At 57.7% G+C, this 16,180-nt stretch carries 9 protein-coding genes; 4 read left to right on the top strand and 5 right to left on the bottom strand.

Going from position 1 to position 16,180, the window contains the following annotated elements; genetic code table 11:
- Positions 1 to 130: 130 nt before the first annotated feature.
- Positions 131 to 3,235 carry an efflux RND transporter permease subunit gene (locus tag BRAD3257_RS34550; RefSeq protein ID WP_122406919.1) on the top strand — a complete coding sequence of 1,035 codons (3,105 nt, stop codon included), beginning with the start codon at positions 131 to 133 and terminating at the stop codon, positions 3,233 to 3,235.
- 1,045 nt (positions 3,236 to 4,280) lie between these two features.
- Positions 4,281 to 5,423: an MFS transporter gene (locus BRAD3257_RS34545; RefSeq protein ID WP_122406918.1), complete on the top strand. Its 1,143-nt coding sequence runs from the start codon at positions 4,281 to 4,283 to the stop codon at positions 5,421 to 5,423.
- A gap of 313 nt (positions 5,424 to 5,736) precedes the next feature.
- Here BRAD3257_RS34545 and BRAD3257_RS34540 read toward each other — a convergent pair whose 3' ends face one another.
- Both BRAD3257_RS34540 and gmd read right to left on the bottom strand, forming a co-directional pair.
- A complete protein-coding gene (locus tag BRAD3257_RS34540) occupies positions 5,737 to 6,696 on the bottom strand; it encodes a GDP-L-fucose synthase family protein (RefSeq protein WP_122405534.1) in 960 nt (319 codons plus the stop codon).
- Positions 6,677 to 7,762, bottom strand: a complete 1,086-nt coding sequence (gene gmd, locus BRAD3257_RS34535) for a GDP-mannose 4,6-dehydratase (RefSeq protein WP_122405533.1) — start codon at positions 7,760 to 7,762, stop codon at positions 6,677 to 6,679. Before gmd ends, BRAD3257_RS34540 begins: the two co-directional genes overlap by 20 nt.
- Before the next feature lie 1,003 nt (positions 7,763 to 8,765).
- Here gmd and glmS point away from each other — a divergent pair.
- Both glmS and BRAD3257_RS34525 read left to right on the top strand, forming a co-directional pair.
- The gene (glmS, locus tag BRAD3257_RS34530) at positions 8,766 to 10,592 is read left to right on the top strand and encodes a glutamine--fructose-6-phosphate transaminase (isomerizing) (RefSeq protein WP_122406917.1); all 1,827 of its coding nucleotides are present in this window, start codon (positions 8,766 to 8,768) and stop codon (positions 10,590 to 10,592) included.
- 504 nt (positions 10,593 to 11,096) lie between these two features.
- A complete protein-coding gene (locus BRAD3257_RS34525; RefSeq protein WP_347338439.1) occupies positions 11,097 to 11,795 on the top strand; it encodes a glycoside hydrolase family 127 protein in 699 nt (232 codons plus the stop codon).
- Between the two features lie 129 nt (positions 11,796 to 11,924).
- On the opposite strand, the gene BRAD3257_RS34520 is transcribed toward BRAD3257_RS34525, so the two are convergent.
- From BRAD3257_RS34520 to BRAD3257_RS34510, 3 genes are all read right to left on the bottom strand, one after another.
- On the bottom strand, positions 11,925 to 12,311 hold the full coding sequence (locus BRAD3257_RS34520; protein ID WP_122405531.1) for a response regulator transcription factor: 387 nt from the start codon (positions 12,309 to 12,311) through the stop codon (positions 11,925 to 11,927).
- An 85-nt stretch (positions 12,312 to 12,396) separates the two neighbouring features.
- Positions 12,397 to 13,077 (bottom strand): response regulator transcription factor, encoded by a 681-nt coding sequence (locus BRAD3257_RS34515; RefSeq protein WP_122405530.1) that lies wholly within the window; start codon positions 13,075 to 13,077, stop codon positions 12,397 to 12,399.
- Positions 13,074 to 15,749: a PAS domain S-box protein gene (locus BRAD3257_RS34510; protein WP_122405529.1), complete on the bottom strand. Its 2,676-nt coding sequence runs from the start codon at positions 15,747 to 15,749 to the stop codon at positions 13,074 to 13,076. The genes BRAD3257_RS34515 and BRAD3257_RS34510 overlap by 4 nt, the downstream gene beginning before the upstream one ends.
- Between the last annotated feature and the right edge of the window lie 431 nt (positions 15,750 to 16,180).

Raw genomic sequence — 16,180 nt, 5'->3', positions numbered from 1 at the left:
TCGCGAGCCCTTAGAGTAGCGAACAGCACGTCCCTCATACGGGGGCTCTAGCACAGCCCCCGCATTGGTCATCATTGCCGCTTTACGAGTTGCGGCGAATTTGCCTCCCCCTTTTGAAATGCGAATCGAGATGGCATTTACCGAGCTTTTCATCAAACGTCCGGTATTGTCTATCATCGTCAGTTGCCTGATCTTACTGATCGGCTTTCGCGCGGCCGCCGTCCTGCCGATCCGGCAATATCCCAAGCTATCTAATACGGTCGTCAATATCACGACTTCCTATCCTGGGGCCTCTGCCGACATGATCCAGGGGTTCATCACCACTCCGCTAGAGCAGGCAGTCGCTTCCGCCGAGGGCGTCGACTACATTAGTTCCTCATCGGTGCTCGGTACCTCCACGATCCAAGTCTACATCAAGCTCAATTTCGATCCCAACGAAGCGCTCACCGAGGTGCTCTCGAAGGTCAACTCAGTCAAATACCTAATCCCGAAGGAATCAAACGATCCGGTCGTCAGTAAGTCGACCGGTCAGGCCACCGCTGTCATGTATATCGCCTTTTCCAGCGAGGAACTGGCGGCCAGCGCGATCTCCGACTACCTCTCGCGCGTTGTGCAACCTGTTATGTCAACCGTCGACGGCGTCGCAGCGGCAGACATCCTGGGCGGCCAGAGTTTTGCGATGCGGCTATGGCTCGATAGCGCGAAAATGGCAGGGCACGGCGTGTCGCCGGCTGAAGTTTCGGCTGCAATCGCCGCTAACAACTTCCAGGCCGCGGCGGGCCAGACCAAGGGTCATTTCACTATCTCCGATGTCACTGCAAACACGGATCTGCGGAGTGTGGATGACTTCAAGCGCATGATCGTCAAATCCAATGACGGTGGCTTTGTGCGCATGGAGGACATTGCGGTAGTCGAGCTTGCCGCGCAGACTACAGACACTAGCGTCGCGATGAACGGCGAGCACGCGGTCTTTGTCGGCGTTCGAGCAAGCCCGCAAGGCAATCCGCTAAACATAGCGCGAGGCGTTCGGGCGCTGTTTCCAGAAATGGAGCGCAATCTGCCGCCGTCACTGAAGATGAAAGTGGCCTATGACTCCACCAAATTCATTCAATCGTCGCTCGATGAAGTGGAGAAGACGCTCATCGAGGCCATCGTGATCGTGGTGGTGGTAATCTTCCTGTTCCTGGCCTCGCTGCGGTCTGTCATCATTCCTGTGGTCACTATTCCGTTCTCGCTCGTTGGTGTCTGCAGCATGATGCTGGCGCTGGGGTTTTCATTCAATCTCCTAACTTTTCTTGCAATGGTTCTCGCAATCGGTCTCGTGGTTGATGACGCGATCGTTGTGGTGGAGAACATTCATCGCCATTTAGAAGACGGTGCGCCGCCTCTACAGGCTGCTATAAGGGGCGCGCGCGAGATCGTCGGCCCCGTTGTCTCCATGACGATTACCTTAGCCGCCGTATATGCCCCAATTGGGTTTCTCGGTGGCCTCACTGGTGCGCTGTTCCGCGAGTTCGCATTTACGCTAGCGGGAGCGGTGATCGTGTCGGGCGTGATCGCTTTGACGCTGTCGCCGATGATGTGCTCGGTCTTTCTCAGGCGCGCTGAGGGGGGGCGGTTTGCAAGCATTGTGAACCGCGGGTTCAGCACCATGACACGATGGTACGGTGGCAAGCTTGACCGCTCGCTCGACTATCGTCCGATTACCGGCCTGTTTGCGCTGACCATGCTGGGCCTCGTCGCCTTTCTCTATATGAATACTTCCAAGGAGCTCGCACCTGAGGAGGATCAAGGTATCGTATTCGCTGTAACCAAGGCGCCGAAATACGCCAATATCGACTACCTCGACTATTACGGCACCAAGCTCGAACACGCGTTGCAGAAATTTCCAGAGACTGATTTAAGTTTTGTGCTCAATGGCGTTGGCGGCCAGCAGAGTGGCATGGCCGGCATGTTGCTCAAGTCATGGGACGAGCGCAAGCGATCATCGATCGTGCTAAAGTCCCTTGTCCAGGCCGAGCTGTCCAAAATCGAAGGCATCAACGCGTTTGCCTTTAGCTTGCCGCCACTTCCGGGCGGTTCGGATGGCTTACCAGTGCAGATGGTGATCAATTCGACGCTCGACTTCCAATCCGTCTACGAGCAGATGTCGAAGCTGAAGGAAGCCGCGCGGAAGAGCGGTCTGTTCGTGGTGAGCGACTCCGACCTCGAATTCAACCAGCCGGTGGTACGAATCAAGGTTGATCGATCCAAGGCCAACGAGCTTGGCATCACCATGCAGACCATCGGAAACGCGCTCGCCACCTTACTTGGCGGAAACTACGTCAACCGCTTCAATTTGCAGGGCCGCTCCTATCAGGTGATCCCGCAGGTGCCACGCGAGGAACGCTTGGTGCCGCAAGCAATCGGGAGCTATTATGTGAAAACTGCGGCGGGGTCGATGCTCCCGCTGTCGACAGTAGTCTCCATCGAGACTGCGGTCGATCCGAACGCGCTCACCCACTACAACCAGCTCAACTGCGCGACCTTTCAGGCCGTGCCGATGCCCGGCGTCACGATCGGTCAGGCTGTGGACTTCCTCGAAGCGGAGGCGAAGAAACTGCCCGCAGGTTTCAGCCACGATTTCCTCGCCGAGGCGCGCCAATATGTGCACGAGGGCAACCAACTGGCCATTGCCTTTGCATTTGCACTCATAATCATATTCTTGGTGCTTGCGGCACAGTTCGAAAGTCTGCGCGATCCCCTCATCATCCTAATCAGCGTGCCGATGGCAATCGTCGGCGCCTTGATTCCGCCATTCTTTGGCTGGGCGACGATGAACATCTACACCCAGGTGGGACTGTTGACACTGGTCGGGTTGATTTCCAAGCACGGCATCCTAATGGTTGAGTTCGCCAATGAGCTGCAGCTCAGGGAGAGACTTGACCGTCGCTCGGCTATTGAGATGGCGGCGCGCGTCCGACTGCGTCCAATCTTGATGACAACTGCGGCGATGGTCGCGGGCTTCATACCCTTGATGACCGCAACGGGAGCTGGCGCGGCGAGTCGCTTCTCGATCGGACTCGTGCTCGTCGCGGGCATGTCCGTGGGTACGCTGTTCACGCTCTTCGTGCTGCCGGCGGTCTATGTCGCGATCGCGTCCGATCATCGTGCCGATGCGAGCTCCGGCCGCGCGAAGTTTGGCACCGAGCTCAACCCCACCGGCGCTGCTGATGCCCAGATGGCCAAGCAATGATGATAAAATCAATCCAGGTTGGCTCAGTGTAGCGAGCGAAGCAGCCTGCGGTGCGCTCCCTACGCATTGAGATCGTCACGCCCGTGCTGCCGAGCTTGGCGATCATCAGTTGCCCGGTTGAGACACGTCCGGTGATCCGCGGCTGCTCCGCTAAGGTGAATTGCACGGGACTTCACGGCAGCGGAACGCAAAAGCGCGACCTCGCCGATGAGAAGAGAATTCATGGTCTCCTGAAAGAATGGCGTTGCCTCTTGTGTCAAGGGCTTTTGAGGGACAACTAATTGCTTCCGCCCGACCGCGTTGCATTGCTATCTGAAAAAAGATACCGCTGGTTTGAACCGCCTTAGGATTGATTGAGTTCAATTCTCTGGACGAACGGATCGAGAACGGTCGTCGTCAGGAGCCCTCTATACATGACCGACGCAGGTCATCATTGAAGTTTTCGTCAACGTCCCCCTCGTCAATCTGAAGGCCATGCCGGCGGCTTGGAGACGAGTGCCACCTTGCTTTTCTTGCCAGGCCTTGCGCAGCAGGCGCGGTGCGGGGAACAGCAAACAAGGAATATTCGAATATCAAAATTGTTTTGGCTGACATTGACAGCCTGCGTACGATGGCGGTCGACTTAGTGAGTCAACGCGATTACTCGCGATGAGAGCTGCCGATTTTGCAGAAGCTGTCAGAAAACCTACGACGGGTTTCATGCCAAGTACATTTGTGGCGCGGGCGCCGTGGCCTTCCAGGGTTTGTAGGCTTTGCGACAAAGCCATCCTGAGCGTTGCGCCTCCGTTGTCGCAGACCAGCGAGAACTGTCATCACCCCTCGCATGGCTAATCCATCCGGGAAGGGACAGCCGAAACACCGTATCTACGGGCTCGATGATTGCCGCCTAGTTGGCACTCGCCCAGTCACGTAGTCCAGTTTGCGACGGCATTGCATTTGCAGGGATAGAGAATGTCAACTCGAGGCATTGTCGATAGCCGTTTGCAGGCGGCGCACGCAGGATGAGGAGCGTCGCGCTCGCATGCCCGTTCTCTCAGGAGAGCCCGTGATACTGTCTGCTAATTGGTATGCGGGCCTGCTTGGGACACGGCTCGCATTCTTTGTTGCCGGGTTCGGCCTCGCGGCCTGGGCGCCTTTGGTGCCACTCGCCAAGCAGCGGCTCGCGGTGGATGACCGCATGCTTGGTCATCTACTGCTCTGTCTCGGAACGGGATCCGTTATCGCAATGGTTTTGACCAGCGTGTCGAGTGCGCGGTACGGCAGCAAGCCCATTATCCTCGCGGGTGGACTTGGACTCGCGATAATGCTGCCGTGCCTTGCAATTGCCGACACACCTGTCAGGCTCGGTGCTACGCTGTTTGCTTTCGGCGGTTCACTCGGTTCGATCGATGTAGCCATGAACATTCATGCGATTGAATTGGAGCGCGCCACGGGGCGTCCATTGATGTCTGGCTTCCACGCCCACTACAGCATTGGGGAATTCACCGGCTCTGCCGCCGCGACCTCGTTCCTGTCGCTGCAGCTTGGCCCGTCTTTTTCGACGTTGGTCTGTTCCGCGTTAATGACGATCGCGATTGTATCAGCCTGGCCGGGGTTGCTCGCGACGGGTTCGGGACAGAAGGACCCATTATTTATCTTACCCCATCGCAGTGTGTTGCTAATAGCTGTGCTCGCGGCTATCACCTTTCTTGTCGAAGGTGCAATCCTCGATTGGAGCGCTTTGCTTCTCGTTGAACGAGATCTTGTCGCGGAGGCGCACGGGGGCGTTGGTTGTATGCTCTTCTCAATCGCAATGGCCGTAGGACGTCTCAGCGGAGATGCCGTGGTGGCACGAATCGGCGACCGTGCCACATTGATGCTGGGGACTCTGCCTATCGTGACAGGCTTCTTGGCTGTGATGGCCGCGCCATTTGCCTTAATCGGTATGGCGGGGTTCCTGCTTATTGGATTAGGTATATCAAATGTCGTACCCGTACTGTGTCGGTGCGCCGGCAAACAGAAAGTGATGCCAGTAGGCCTTGCGATCGCGGTCATCACGACAGGGGGCTATGCGGGTATACTCGTCGGACCCGCCGGCGTTGGGCTCGTCGCCTACATCTTTGGCTTACCTTTGGCGTTCGGGATGTTAGGCGCGCTCATGTGCATCGTTACGCTGTCGGCGAGAATAATAATGACAGACCATCGTTAACTCGTTGGTCGGAAGGAAAATTCCGGCTAACGACATTCCACGGCCGGCGTTTAGGGGCTTAGAGTCGATGAGCTCTCAAGTTGGTGGCGGCAGGTTTCGACCATGGTCACTCTCCTTTTCCTGGAAGTGGTTGGTCGCCTCGTATCTAGGATACGGCGAGTGACTCGGGGGTCTTGTCGGACTGAGCCCGGTTGTTGACAATGAACGCTTATCAATTGCGAAGCAAAGTAGGTCGTACGTGAGCGGCAAGTTCACTAGGCTAGACATTCACTGCCGATTGGTAGCTTGGATTGGCTCGTTATGGGGGAACCGATCACTCTGGTGCCACTGCATCGCTGTCGGCGCGATACGCCCGGTATGCCAGCCGAATGCCGTCCTCAAGTGAGGTCGTGGCGCGCCAGCCGAGCCCGGACAGCCGCTGTACGTCGAGCAGCTTGCGCGGTGTGCCGTCAGGGCGGGACGTGTCGAAGCTGATCTCGCCGCCAAAACCGATCGCAGCCGCGACCATGAGTGCTAACTCGGCGATGGTGATGTCCTCGCCGGTGCCGATATTGATCAGTTCCGCTCCGGAATAGGTCTTCATCAGGTGCACGCAGGCGTCGGCCATGTCGTCGACATAGAGGAACTCGCGGCGCGGCGTGCCGGTGCCCCAGACCACCACGCTCTTCGAGCCCGCGAGCTTCGCCTCGTGGAAGCGGCGGATCAGGGCGGCGACCACGTGACTATACTCCGGGTGATAATTGTCGCCGGGACCGTAGAGATTGGTCGGCATCACGCTGATGAAGTCGCTGCCATACTGGCTGCGATAGGCCTCTGCCATCTTGATGCCGGCGATCTTGGCGATCGCATAGGGCTCGTTGGTCGGCTCCAGCGGGCCTGTCAGCACCGAGTCCTCGCGCAGGGGCTGCGGCGCGAGCTTCGGATAGATGCAGGAGGAGCCGAGTAACATCAGCTTCTCGGCGCCGCTTTGCTGCGCGGCCTGGATTACGTTCGCCGCGATCGTGATGTTGTCGTAGATGAACTCGGCGCGCAGCGTGTCGTTGGCGACGATGCCGCCGACCTTCGCGGCGGCGAGGAATACGACCTGCGGCCGCACCCGCGCGAACCACTCGAACACGGCGGCCTGGTTGCAGAGGTCGACCTCACGCCGGTCCACCGTGATGATCTTGACGTTCTCGCGCGCCAGCCGGCGCACCAGCGCGCTGCCGACCATGCCCCGATGGCCCGCGATGTAGACGCTCTTGCCAGTCAGCTCAAACGCTGCGCTTGCCATGGACCGCGTCCCGTTTCGCCTCGGCGAGATCGCTCGCCATCATCTCCTCGACAAGCTGGGCAAAGGTCCGCTTCGGCTTCCAGCCGAGCTTCTCGCGCGCCTTGCTGGCGTCGCCGACCAGGAGATCGACCTCGGTCGGCCGGAAATAGGTCGGATCGATCTTCACCACGGTCTTGCCGCTCTTGGCATCGATACCGATCTCATCGACGCCCTTGCCGCGCCATTCGATGCGGCGGCCGACCTGCGCGAAGGCAAGCTCGACCATCTCGCGCACCGATCGCGTCTCGCCGGTGGCGAGCACGAAATCGTCCGGCTTGTCGGCCTGGAGGATCATATGCATGCCCTCTACATAGTCTTTCGCGTGACCCCAGTCGCGCTTGGCCTCGAGATTGCCGAGATAGAGCGTCTGTTCGAGACCGACCTCGATGCGCGCGACGCCACGGGTGATCTTGCGGGTCACGAAGGTCTCGCCGCGAATCGGACTCTCGTGATTGAACAGGATGCCGTTGGACGCGAACATGCCATAGGCTTCGCGGTAGTTCACGGTGATCCAATAGCCGTAGAGCTTGGCGACGCCATAGGGCGAACGCGGATAAAACGGCGTCGTCTCCTTCTGCGGGATCTCCTGCACGAGGCCGTAGAGCTCGGAGGTCGAGGCCTGGTAGAACCGCGTCTCCTTCTCCATGCCGAGGATGCGGATCGCTTCCAGGAGCCGCAGCACGCCGATCGCATCCGCATTGGCGGTGTATTCGGGGCTCTCGAAGCTGACGGCGACGTGGCTTTGAGCTGCGAGATTGTAGATCTCGGTCGGCCGGATCTGCTGCACCAGGCGGATCAAATTGGTCGAATCCGTCATGTCGCCATAGTGCATCAGGAATGGAACCTCACCGACATGCGGGTCCTGGTAGAGATGGTCAACACGCGCGGTGTTGAATGAGGACGAGCGCCGTTTGATGCCGTGCACGACGTAGCCGAGCGACAGCAGATGTTCGGCGAGATAGGCGCCGTCCTGGCCGGTGACGCCTGTCATCAGCGCAACGCGCCCCTTTGACTCCTGAGCCGCCATGGTCTCCCTTAGTTGCGCCGCAAAGAGCCTCGCTCTGAAACACCATTGCGAAGCCGTTTCTCGAAAAATCTAGATGCGCACGCGCGCTCCCGCCCGCCATTAAAGGAAAGCGATCGTTAGCTCCAGTCATACATATCATGCAGGAATGCACACTATATACATTGATTTATATTTGGACTGGAGGAGCCTTGGGCTTCAAAGATGAATCTCACTAACCCCAGCGACGCGATACTTAGCAGGCGAGATGGATGGCAAAACGCCATTACGCCCTGGGCGCGCTTGCCCTCGGGCAATCTTTCCAATGAGATCAAAGTGAGGTCCGTGCTCCTTATCTATCCGCGGGCGCATGTGCGCATTCGCGTGGTCTCGTCATGGCGGGAGAGAGCGCGACGTGCTGAGGCCGCATTCGTCAATGCATTTGTTGGAATGACGGCATGCGAGCCAGCACACAGACAAGCCTGCCCATAGAGCCGCAGTCTACAAAGCGCTGTTAACTGCCGAACAGAATACGAAGTCTGCAGGTCCACTCACAAAGCGCCGTTGCCAATAACCAACTCGCGGCAGGCAGTGGACGGTCGACGCGAGACAAGTGAGAAGGAGTAGCAAACGTTGGTATAGATCGTCGAACGTTTTGATGCCGAGAGCTTACCTTCGTACAATGGAGCTTCGACGCCAATCCTTTAACCTTGACCGAGCGTAAGTTGCCTCGGTTCGAGTATGATAAGTCTCTTAAATCCGCGCCGGAAAAATGTCTCCACTAAGACAGGACAATTCAAGTTAGAGCTGCTGCGCGGTTTGAACTCGATCGGCGGCCAAAAGCGGGATGTAGCCGGGCGAAGCGATAGGGCTGAAAGAGATCTAACTCACGCTTGTGAATGCGGCGGCGATACAGGCGGCCTCGAAAGATCCCGAACTTGACACCGTTAGCATGGGACAAGCGAATTTCATGACCGAGTTCCTGTAGAGGACGTCGGAATCCTTAACTTGGGCTGCATTGATCGATATGTGTGGAATTGTTGGCATTCTGGGGCGCGGACCGGTCGTTGGGCAGTTGGTCGCGTCGCTCAAGCGATTGGAATATCGCGGGTACGACTCCGCAGGCCTCGCAACTCTCGAAGGTCTCCGTATCGAGCGCCGCCGCGCTGAAGGTAAGCTGAGAAACCTTGAGGAGCAGCTGCGCTATTGTCCTCCGTCGGGTCATACCGGCATCGGTCATACCCGCTGGGCGACACATGGAAGGCCGACTGAGAGCAATGCTCACCCGCATGCGACGGAGAACGTCGCGGTCGTTCATAATGGGATCATTGAGAATTTCCGCGAGCTGCGAGCCGAACTGGAGCGGAATGGGGCCCATTTTAACTCAGAGACAGACACGGAGGTGGTGGCGCATCTCGTCGAATCTTATCTCCAGAAGGGCTACTCGCCGCAGGATGCGGTACAAGCATCGCTGCCGCGGCTGCGCGGTGCCTTCGCACTGGCATTCCTTTTCAAGGCCCACGATGACCTTTTGATCGGTGCGCGTAAGGGGTCGCCCCTTGCGATTGGACATGGTAACGGCGAAGTGTATCTAGGATCGGACGCGATTGCGCTCGCGCCTTTGACCGACACCATCACCTATCTTGAGGACGGCGACTGGGCAGTGCTTACGCGCACGATGTGCGTGATTTATAGCTCAGACGGATCTGTCGTCCAGCGGGAAACATCAAAGTCTGGCGTATCGTCGCTGCTTGTAGACAAATCGAATTATCGCCACTTCATGGCGAAGGAAATCCACGAGCAGTCGACGGTGGCCGGCAAGACATTGGCGCATTATCTCGACATCGCGGCCAAGCGCGTCGCCCTGCCGCTTACATTGCCGTTCGATTTTAAATCCATACAGCGCATCTCAATTACCGCGTGCGGCACTGCAAGCTATGCCGGACACATCGCCAAATACTGGTTTGAGCGGCTGGCGCGCTTACCTGTTGAGATCGATGTGGCGTCCGAGTTCCGCTACAGGGAGGCGCCTTTGCGCCGGGGCGATCTCGCGATCGTCATCTCGCAGTCGGGCGAAACCGCTGACACGCTAGCTGCCCTGCGATACGCCAAGGAGCAGGGCGTGCACACGATATCTGTGGTCAACGTCCCCACGTCGACGATTGCGCGGGAGAGCGAATCCGTTCTGCCGACGCTCGCGGGGCCGGAAATCGGCGTCGCCTCGACCAAGGCGTTCGTCTGCCAGCTAATGGTATTGGCCGCGCTTGCCGTGGCAGCGGGAAGAGAGCGCGGTAAGCTGTCTGAGATCGACGAATCGAACCTTGTGCGTGAGCTGATCGAAGTGCCGCGGTTGATTGCTGCGGCGCTGTTGATCGAGCCGCAGATCGAGAAGCTCGCGCGTTATATCGCCGATACAAGAGACGTGCTCTATCTCGGTCGTGGCACATCGGCCCCCTTAGCGTTGGAGGGCGCACTCAAGCTGAAGGAAGTTGCCTATATCCACTCAGAAGGCTATGCCGCCGGCGAGCTCAAGCACGGACCGATCGCACTGATAGATGAGGCAATGCCTGTGGTGGTGATCGCGCCCTATGACGAGGTCTTCGAGAAGACCGTCTCGAATATGCAAGAAGTGGCGGCTCGGGGCGGCAAGATCATCCTGATCACCGATTCGAGGGGTGCTTTGGAAGCGGCAGTGGACACACTCATGACCATTGTTCTGCCGGAGATGGTCGCAAGCTTTACGCCGATGGTCTATGCCATTCCGGTTCAGCTCTTGGCTTACCATACCGCCCTCGTAAGGGGCGCGGACGTGGATCAGCCGCGTAATCTAGCAAAATCGGTGACTGTGGAATAAGGCGGCAGTGTTATGTCTGCACTAATGCCTTGGGCGAGCTCAAGGAGAACAATCCCAGCTAAGACAGGTCAATCATAGACCGCGATCCAGCTCGATGAGCAGAGTTAGTCCTGCTCGCGTCACCACCGGCAACCAACTAACGTCAATAGGAGGGAGCCTTACCTTCCTGTCGCTCGAGCGGAGCAGTCGAGAACAAGTGGGAATTGCGGACAATTGGGAGATCCAGGTCGGCTTTCGGTTACCCAGCCTGCTATCTGCTTTGCAGGGCCAATTAGCCTGAAGCTCGGTGCAAAACAGATACTCTTTAACTCATCCTCCCGCCTTGCTGAAGCCGACGAGCAAGTCAGTGCACACATAGACTTCGGGCCGCTTATTCGCTGGCAGCGCACACGCGCGACAACTTACCTTTCCCGATTGCCAGCATCCGCCCCATGGCGGGCAAGTTGAGCATGCACTTCGATCCCCGGGGACGATGGCTTAGGATTAGCAGTTCAGTTTGTTTAGATCGCGCGTAGCAGCGGCTTACGCAATCCGGTTGGACCATACGCGCCACCGCGGCCTTCCCAGCTGCTGTGTGTCATCAAATGGATTCTCTACGTTGGTAAAAGGATGGCAATATCCGTCGACGGACATGCTCTGCGCTTGGCCATAAGCGGCAGCTATCCCTGGAGAGACGAGGTGGAAATTACCGTCGAATCTGTGCCGCCAATCGCCCACACGCGCGCCCTGCGCCTGCCGGAGTGGTGCAGCGCGCCGGAGACGAGCAGCCTGAACGGCGAGCTTGTGAATTGCGAGCCGCGCAAGGGCTATTTACACATTCGCCGAACGTGGCGGCAGGGAGATCGCGTCAAACTATGGCTGCCAATGCAAGTGCGTCGCGCATACGGCCATCCACAAACTCGCAATTTGGCCGGCAAGGTGGCCATCCAACGTGGCTCCTTAATTTATTGTTTGGAGGAAGCCGACAACGGGACCGAGTTACACAACGTGTGGCTTCATGCAGAGAGTCGGTTTTCCGTTATCGAAGGAACTGGTCTCTTTAGGGGCAACCCATCTCTTGCCTCGCCGAGCGCTCTCGCGCCAGCTCCACTCTCCAATGGAGTATGTAGCTTCGATCCAGAGGAGTTAAGAAGTGCTCAGGGCGGTCGATTGCCTTTGGAGAGCATTACGTTTGAAGTCGACCTACAGAATGAGCCGAGCTAGCGTGCCTTGCGGCCCTCGCCCGAGTTTTAGAGCAAGTGGCGTGTTTGACTGCGAAGAGGTTGATCGGTGGCGAGATCGACGCGCGGAGCGTTTAGATCGGACATCAATTCAAGCCACAGCTTGATTGCGTCAGATGCCGCTTCGGCCGTCATACGCGTTCAGTGCGGTGTCGAGGCACTCGATTAATGCTTGTCCGGCAAAGGGTTTGGCGAGGAAGCCAATCGCTCCGGCGCCCAGCGCTGACGCGCGCACGCGGTCGTTGGGAAAAGCGGTAATGAAAATGAATGGTGCGTCGTAACCACGTGTCCGCATCTCTGCCAACAGCTCCAGGCCGCTCATAGCCGACATCTGCATATCGGTAATGACACAGGATGTCTCGTCCAATTGCGGGGACCTCAGGAGTTCCTCGGCGGACGCAAATATTTGGGCGATGTAGCCACGCGATTTCAAAAGATTCTCTGTCGCCGCACGGACTGAGGCGTCGTCGTCAACGACGGAAATCAAAGACGTGGACAAGACGAGTCCTCCTCAAGCGGGAATAGCGGCTGCAAGCATTAGCCACCTTGCGCGAAAAGTGGGCTCGACTGATGAAATTGTAAAATCATACTTGGGTTTGCTCAGGACGATTAGTGCGAATTCCCAGCGTCTCAGTCATTCTGATCAGGTCGGCCAGCGAGCGTGCACGCATCTTTTTCATTACGTGTCCCCGGTAGATCTTGACCGTAATCTCGGCGAGCCCAAGCTCGGCGGCGACCTGCTTGTTCATCAGGCCGGCAGCGACCAGTTTCATCACCGCCTGCTCGCGCGGGCTTAAGGTCTCAAATAAAGACTGCAGATTCGCGACCGTCTGCTGAGCCTCCCGTCTTTTGCGATCGCGTTCGGTCGCCGCAACCACGGCATCAAGCAGTTCCTGATCGCGAAACGGTTTGCTGAGAAAATCGACCGCTCCCTCCTTCATGGCCCTGACAGTCATTGGAATGTCGCCATGACCGGTGATGAAAATGATCGGAATATGTATGTTCAACCTCGCTAGCTCAGTCTGGAAGTCAAGACCGCTCAAGCCTGGCAGCCGGACATCAAGAACTAGACAGCTAATAACATCCGGAATTGTGCTCTGCAGCATTTCGCGAGCCGATCCGAATGCAATGACGTCTAACCCTACCGATTGAAAAAGGTTCGTAAGCGAGCGACGCATTGAGATGTCATCCTCGACGACGAAGACGGTCGCCTTCGTCGAGGCCTCGGCATTGCTGCCTTCAAGCGCGTCAAATCGTGCTGTCACGAGACGGCCTCCTTATGCTGCGGTAAGGCAAACTGGAAGGTCGCGCCCGGTCCACTTTTGTGGACCATTGACAGTCGTCCTCCATGAGCTTCCACGATCGACCGGCAGATCGAAAGACCCATTCCAAGGCCAGTCGATTTGGTGGTGAAGAAGGGATCCAAGACGCGGTCCGCGTCGTTCTCGGCGATGCCGACGCCGCAATCGGTCACGGCAAGGTGGACGTGCCCCGCATCGTCCTTCGATGATTGAATCAGCAGTTCGCGCGCCCTGTCTGTAACTGCGTCCATGGCTTCGATTCCGTTCATCACCAGATTGATGATGACCTGTTGTAGCTGAATCCGATCGCCGACGATCCTAGGCAGCCCTGCCGTCAACTCGGTTCGTAACGTCACTCGGTGGCTCACCAGCTCTCGTGTTACCAGCGCAATGACGTCCTTAACGACCTCATTGATATCGAGCGGCACCATCTCAATCTCGCCCTTCTTCGCGAGCGCGCGAATACGACGGATCACCTCGCTTGCCCGGATTGCGTCTTCGATGATCCACTCCACCGAAGAGCGTGCTGCGGAAAGATTAGGCGCTTCCCGCCCCATCCAACCGAGGCACGCATCGGCGTTGCTGATAATAGCGGCGAGTGGCTGGTTTATTTCGTGGGCGATGGAGGTTGTCAGCTCTCCTAAAGTCGTTACGCGCGTCACATGCGCGAGCTCCGACTGTGCCTTTCGTAGTTCTTGTTCGGCTTGATCGGCGCGAATGGTAGCGGTGATGTCAGTGCTGACGCCACGGTAGCCGAGAAAATTGCCCTTTCCGTCGAAAAAAGGCTTGCCACTCGTGCGGACGTAGATCGGAGAACCTGTCCGATTCACGGTGCGGTAGACGAGATCCCGAAACGGAAGATGGGCCTCCAACGTCGCCCGATGCTGCCGCCACTTCTCGGGTTCCTCTTCGACGTCGCACGCAATGTCCCAGCGAAGCAGGCCCATCAATCCTGTCGCCAAAATTCCCGCAGCGCTGGTGTGCTCGGATAAGCGAGTGACCTGATGATCCGGCCCGGTCTCCCAGAGCCAATCGGAAGCTGTTTCGGCGTAGTCGCGAAAGCGCTGTTCGCTTTCGCGCAGCGCGGCAAGTGTGTTTTCCAGGCGTTCCCTAGCTGCGTGTTGCTCGGTCACATCCATATGTGTTCCGATCAGCTCGCTGACGTTGCCATCGCTGCCAACCACCACGTGCGCAACGGAGTGTATGCGTCTTATCCCGCCATCTGGTAGAAGGATACGAAAATCATATTCGAACCGCCGCTCCTTGTGTTCAATCGCCTGGCGCTGCACCTCCTGTAGCCGCGGCAAGTCCTCCGGATGGATGCGCGATCGAATGGTCTCGATCGATACCGGCTCTTGTGGGCTAAAGCCAAACAGACGATCGACCTCCGCGGACCGATATATGAAATCTAGACCGTAGACGTCCCAGGACCAACTGCCCGTGTGGCTGAGATGCTGGGCCTCGGCCAGATAGGCCTCGCTGCGGCGCAGCTGCTGTTCTGCTCGCCTCGCGGCCGTAATATCCGTAGCTGCCCCAACAAACTCGATGTCACCAGAGGCTGTTCTCGTCGCTCGTGCCTGCGCATGGATGTGCTTTACCGAGCCGTCCGGTAGCAGAAGCCGGTATTCGTGCTCGAAATCACTCAGCTCTCGCATCGCGCGATCGATAATTTCCTTAACCGAAGCCCTATCATCTGGATGAGTGCGCTCAACGACGAGCTGCGGCCCTGGCGGCACTGTCTCAGGATCTAATTGAAAAATCCGAAATGTTTCCTTTGACCAGAAGGCCTCGCCCGTAGTGGGGTTCCAGCTGAAGCTGCCTGTGTGACTCAACTCCTGCGCCTGGGCCAAATGTGCTTCGCTCCGCTGCAGGGCAAGTTCGGTCCGCCTTCGCTCCGTGATATCTTCGCAAGCGATAAGGACAATGGGCTGCTCATCGCCCCAGAGCATGGCTTTGGCTTTTTCACGTACCCACAACACCGAGCCGCCCTTCCTGACTTTCTGGACGTCCCACGTTCGCGTTTGTCCGACATCCTCAAGGCACGTCCGAACGCATTCGCGAACGAACGCGCGATCCTCCTCGAGAAATACGTCCAGCACGGATCGACCGATCAGTTCAGCACGAGCATAGCCGAGTTGTGTCGCGCCGAGCGTATTGACGTTGAGGACAGTGCCGGCTTCATCGACCATGAAGTACATGGCCGGATTGTGCTCGAAGATGGCGCGCCACCGTTTTTCGCGATCCTCCAAATCGGCCGCACTCCGCTGAAGCTTGGCCGCAACCACACGCGCAGCCTCTCTTTCCTGGCGGAGCTTTTCGATCAGGTGCGCTCCCACAATCGAGGCAATAAAGAATGCAACAACCACCGGCAGATCTTGGGGGTCATCGATTCGCAGGCTGAACGCCGGCGGCGCAAAGCAGTAAGCGAGAGCAGCGATGGCTACGATGCAAAGCGCAGACGACGCGATGAAGCTGCCCATCAACGAAAACAGCAATACCACTAACAAATAGGCGAACGCCGTCGCGGCGAAATGCGCGTGAAGGTACAAGTAGGCCAATGTTACCACGGCAAGCGTTATGCTGCCGAAGGTAAACTGAAGGGCTGAACGTTCTAAACTGCTGATTTGGCTACGCATTCTGATACCGTCCGGCCTGTTCTCCGGCGGGAGAGCTATAACGTTTTAGGCAAAAATAGGGCAATACTCGGCACCAGCACTCGCTGGCGAGCGCTTCCGAGATCGATTGCTTCGTGCTAAGCAGAGCACGCGCGGAGAAAAAATGCATCACAGACCTACGTATAGTTGTCCTAAACCTTTCAATATGGCGAGCTGACACGGCTGCAATCGAAACTCTGATGTCTGCCCCCGCTGCCTATTACTCCGGGCAGGCGCTCGAGGCTGCTGCCGAGGACAATTCCCTTACGCCAGCCGCACGAGGACAGCGGCTGCAGTTCAGTCAAGACTTTGAGCCGGAATAATCAGGCGCGCCTAGTCGAACCGGAAAGAACAGAGACAAGCTGCCGGACCACTCATCGCGCCGGTACGATCGGTCATGCGGAAGAAAGCGC

The organism is Bradyrhizobium vignae (assembly GCF_900324035.1).
Taxonomy (GTDB): domain Bacteria; phylum Pseudomonadota; class Alphaproteobacteria; order Rhizobiales; family Xanthobacteraceae; genus Bradyrhizobium; species Bradyrhizobium vignae.
The sequence above is the reverse complement of the archived record's forward strand: the minus strand, read 5'-3'. Positions and strand labels throughout refer to the sequence as shown.